Below are 3,800 nucleotides of genomic sequence, written 5' to 3'. Positions count from 1 at the left end.
CTGCTCTACACCGCCTTCGCCGTCTTCGTGACGGTGAGGCAGTTCGACTCCGCGGACGCGATCTTCAGCCCGTGGATCATCGTCTACGGAATACCGCAGTTCCTGGTCTGGGGCATCGGCCTGCTCGTCGCCGCGCGCTCCTACGCGGCACGCACCTGGTCGAGGCGCTGATCCGTGTCCGCCGTCGTCGCCGTCGTCGCCGTCACCGTCGGCGGTGCCACCTCGTCGCCCCGCCTCCCCCGCCCGATCAGCAGCCGCATCAGCCCGAGCTGCGCCAGCGCGCCCACCGTCATGCCGGCCCAGAGTCCGTTCACGCCGAGCGGGCCGGAGAGGGCGGCGCCGGCCGCGAGCTGGAGGGCGAGGCCGAGGAGGACGGCGGGGACCAGGCGGCGGCCGGCGCCGGTGGCCTGGTGGACACCGCCGAGGGCGACCACCAGCGCGTACGGGAGCAGGTAGAGGCCGGCCATCCGCAGGAAGCCGACGGACTGCCCGGCCACCGCCGGGTCGTCCGTGAACAGCGCGGTGACCGGTCCGGCCAGGACCGCGCAGAGGACCGCCGCACCCGCGCCGAGGCCGCCGGCAAGGCGGGCGGTGTCCCGGCCGAGGCCGCGCAGCGCGGCGGTGTCGCCCGCGCCGGCGAGCCGGGCGGCCTCGATGGAGGCGGCCTGCCGGACGGCGTAGAACGCCATGGTGACGATCAGCAGCACGCGGTACCCGACGCCGTAGCCGGCGACCGCCGGGACACCGAACACGGCGACCAGGCCGAGCTGCACCGTGCCGACACCCATCCGGGCGGTGAAGTCGAGCCCGAACGAGGCCCCGGCCGCGATGATCCGACGGGCGTCCGCACCGAGCCCGCCGCGTGACGCTGGCAGCCGGCGGCCCCGCCGCAGGAGCAGGGTCACGGCGAGGGCGATGGCGCGCGAGAGGGCCAGGGCGAGCGCCCCACCGGTCACGCCGAGCGCCGGGAGCGGGCCGGGGCCGAGGATCAGCAGCGGATCCAGGACGAGCAGCAGGCCGTTGGAGAGCAGGGCCGTCCGCATCGGGGTGCGGGTGTCGCCGCGGCCCTTGAAGAGCTCGTCGGCGACGCGCTGGGCGAAGAAGAGCCCGAAGGCGGGGAAGGCCACCGTGAACCAGTCCGCGGCCAGGCCCGCGGCGGGGCCGTCCAGGAAGGCGCCCGCGATCTCCTCCCGCAGCAGGAATCCGGGAACGGCGATCGCGAGGCTGCCCGCGGCGCAGAGCCGCCAGGCGGCCCGCTCGGTGCGGCCCGCGGACGCCGGATCGCCGGCGCCGACGGCGCGCGACAGCCGGACGGTGGTGCCGCAGGAGACCACCAGCACCAGGCCGAGCAGCAGGTTCTCCAGGGTGCCCGCCAGGGTGACGGCGGCGACGGCGGCTCCGCCGAGGCCGGCCACCCAGACGGTGCCGATGACCGAGGCGATGACCCCGGAGAGCAGTTCGCCGTAGACCGGTCCGGCCAGTGCCAACAGCCTCGGCAGGTGTCCTCGCATGGGTGTCCCCCGTCTTCCGGATCGTTCGTCGCTCATTGCCTCGAATAGAGATACCTCGAATCGATACACCTCGGCAAGAGGTAAAGTGTCGCCCGCACGGAGCGTGCGACGACGGAAAGGCTTCGACTGTGCTGACCCTCGCGATCCTCGGCTTCCTGCACGACGAGCCACTGCACGGCTACGAGTTGAAGTCCCGGATCACCGGCCTCACCGGCCACATCCGGCCGGTCAGCGACGGCGCGCTCTACCCCGCCATCGCGCGACTGGAGAAGGCGGGGCTGCTGGCACGCCGCAGCGAGCCGGGCAGCGGCGCCGCGCCGCGCCAGGTACTGGAACTGACCGCCGACGGCCGGGCCGAACTGGAACGCCGGTTGGCCGACCCCGCCGAGGCCGAGATCTCCGACCAGATCCGCTTCTTCACCGTCGCGGCCTTCCTCGACCGCCTCGCCGACCCGGCCTGCCAGGCCGCCGTGCTGCGGCGCCGGCTGGCGTTCCTGGAGACGCCGAGCAGCTTCTTCTACGACGCCGACGGCCGGCCCGTCACCGCCGAGCAGGAGCGGAACCCGTTCCGGCGCGGCATGCTGCTGGTCGCGCGCGCCTCCGGGGCGGCCGAGCGGGCCTGGCTGAGCGAGACCATCGCGGAGCTGGAGGGCGGGCCGGCCGCCTGAGGACGGAGGGCCAGGTCAGGCAGGGTCCGCACCCCGGTCCGCGCCCCCGGTCCGCACCCGGCGCCGGCACGGTCACGGCTCTCGCGCCGCAGCGGCGGACCGGTCGTACACCGGGGCAAATTGCCCCTTCCGCACCAGGCGCAACAGCGCCGCACCGTGGCTATGATGATCCGCCTCACACCACGGCGCACCGCCGCGGGGTGAACCGCATGCGCCGGGCCATGCCCGCACCCATGGAGGCCGCCGTGCCCGTTGCCGACACCGAAACCGCCCGCCCGGCGCATCCGAACCGCGACGCCATCCCCGGCTGGTTCTTCAAGGTCGACCAGGAGGCCTTCGGGCGGTTCCTCACCGCGCAGAGCGAAGCCGGCCACAGCGGCGACCTTCTCGAACTCGGCACCTATCTCGGCCGCAGCGCCGTTCTGCTCGGCGACCACCTCCGGCCGGGCGAGCAGCTGACCGTCTGCGACCTGTTCGACTCCGAGGCGGGTGACGCCGACAACGCCGCCGAGATGGCGATGTCCTACCGCAAGACCCTCACCAGGACGGCCTTCGAGGCCAACTACCTTGCGTTCCACGCCCAGTTGCCGGTGATCGTGCAGGCCCCCACGTCGGTGCTGGCGGACGGCCGGATCCCGGACGGCAGCTGCCGCTTCGTCCACATCGACGCCTCGCACCTCTACGAGCACGTGGCCGGGGACATCGCGGTGGCCCGGGCGGCGCTGGCCGAGGACGGGCTGGTCGCGCTGGACGACTACCGCTCGGAGCACACCCCGGGTGTCTCCGCCGCGGTCTGGCAGGCGGTCTTCACCGGCGGACTGCGGCCGGTCCTGCTCACCCCGATGAAGTTCTACGGGACGTGGGGCGACGCCGAGGCCGCCCAGCGGACCCTGCTCGCCCGGGACTGGCGGGCCGAGGGCTACACGGTGGACGAGGACACCATCGCGGGCGCCCGGGTACTGCGGCTGAACCACCGGTCGAAGCCCGCCTCGGAGGCGGCGCGCCGCTCGGCCCCGCGCCGGCTCGCCCTGGACCTGCTGCCGCCGGTCGCCACCCGCGCGGCCCGCCGGGCGCTGCGGGCGCTGCGAAGCCGCCGGGCCGTGCAGCGGGTCCGGGCGGCGGCCTGAGCCGGCCCGCTCCCCCGGGCCGGGTGGCGGGGGCGGGCGGAGCGGATCGGTAGGCTGTCGCGGTGCGCCGACCGAGCTCCGCTCCCCCCGCCCCGCCGACCCGCCGCGAGCCGCGCCGGTGAGCGCCTTCGTCCCGCCGGAGCCGCCGGCCTTCGCCGCCGCCTCGCCGCGCGAGCGCGTCGCGCGGCTGGTCACCGAGGTGCTGGCGCCCGCCAATCTGGTCATCGCACTGCTGCTGCTCGTCGGCGCCCACAGCACCGCGGACTGGTCGGGGGCCGGCTGGGGTCTGCTGGCGGCGTTGTTCTGCGGGGTGGTGCCGATCGGCCTGATCGCGCTCGGAGTACGACGCGGCGCGCTGACGGACAAGCACATCCGGATCCGCCGCCAACGGGTGGTGCCGATGGCCGCGAGCCTGTTGTCGGTGGTGGCGGGGCTGACGCTGCTCCGCGTGCTGCACGCGCCCGCGGACGTCGGTGCGCTGGTCGTCGCGATGC

At 74.9% G+C, this 3,800-nt stretch carries 3 protein-coding genes and 1 pseudogene; 3 read left to right on the top strand and 1 reads right to left on the bottom strand.

The annotated features are described in order from the left end of the window. Window positions 1-140: 140 nt before the first annotated feature. Entirely contained in the window at window positions 141-1,511 is a 1,371-nt protein-coding gene (locus tag ACFC1F_RS39620; protein WP_376166118.1) for an MATE family efflux transporter, read from the bottom strand. A 128-nt stretch (window positions 1,512-1,639) separates the two neighbouring features. Between ACFC1F_RS39620 and ACFC1F_RS39615 the strand changes: the two genes are divergently transcribed. The 3 genes and pseudogenes from ACFC1F_RS39615 to ACFC1F_RS39605 all read left to right on the top strand — a co-directional run. After that, on the top strand, window positions 1,640-2,179 hold the full coding sequence (locus ACFC1F_RS39615; protein WP_376166115.1) for a PadR family transcriptional regulator: 540 nt from the start codon (window positions 1,640-1,642) through the stop codon (window positions 2,177-2,179). Window positions 2,180-2,400: 221 nt separating this feature from the next. Then, window positions 2,401-3,306 carry a class I SAM-dependent methyltransferase gene (locus tag ACFC1F_RS39610; RefSeq protein ID WP_376166112.1) on the top strand — a complete coding sequence of 302 codons (906 nt, stop codon included), beginning with the start codon at window positions 2,401-2,403 and terminating at the stop codon, window positions 3,304-3,306. A gap of 118 nt (window positions 3,307-3,424) precedes the next feature. Continuing rightward, a pseudogene (locus ACFC1F_RS39605) lies at window positions 3,425-3,800 on the top strand (hypothetical protein); the annotation flags it as partial.

The sequence above is a fragment of the Kitasatospora sp. NPDC056181 genome (assembly GCF_042266225.1).
Taxonomy (GTDB): Bacteria; Actinomycetota; Actinomycetes; order Streptomycetales; family Streptomycetaceae; genus Kitasatospora.
The sequence above is the reverse complement of the archived record's forward strand: the minus strand, read 5'-3'. Positions and strand labels throughout refer to the sequence as shown.

Coding starts and splice junctions, on each gene's coding strand:
- ACFC1F_RS39620 (WP_376166118.1), bottom strand. CDS start 1,511: ATGCGAGGACACCTGCCGAGGCTGTTGGCACTGGCCGGACCGGTCTAC.
- ACFC1F_RS39610 (WP_376166112.1), top strand. CDS start 2,401: ATGCCCGCACCCATGGAGGCCGCCGTGCCCGTTGCCGACACCGAAACC.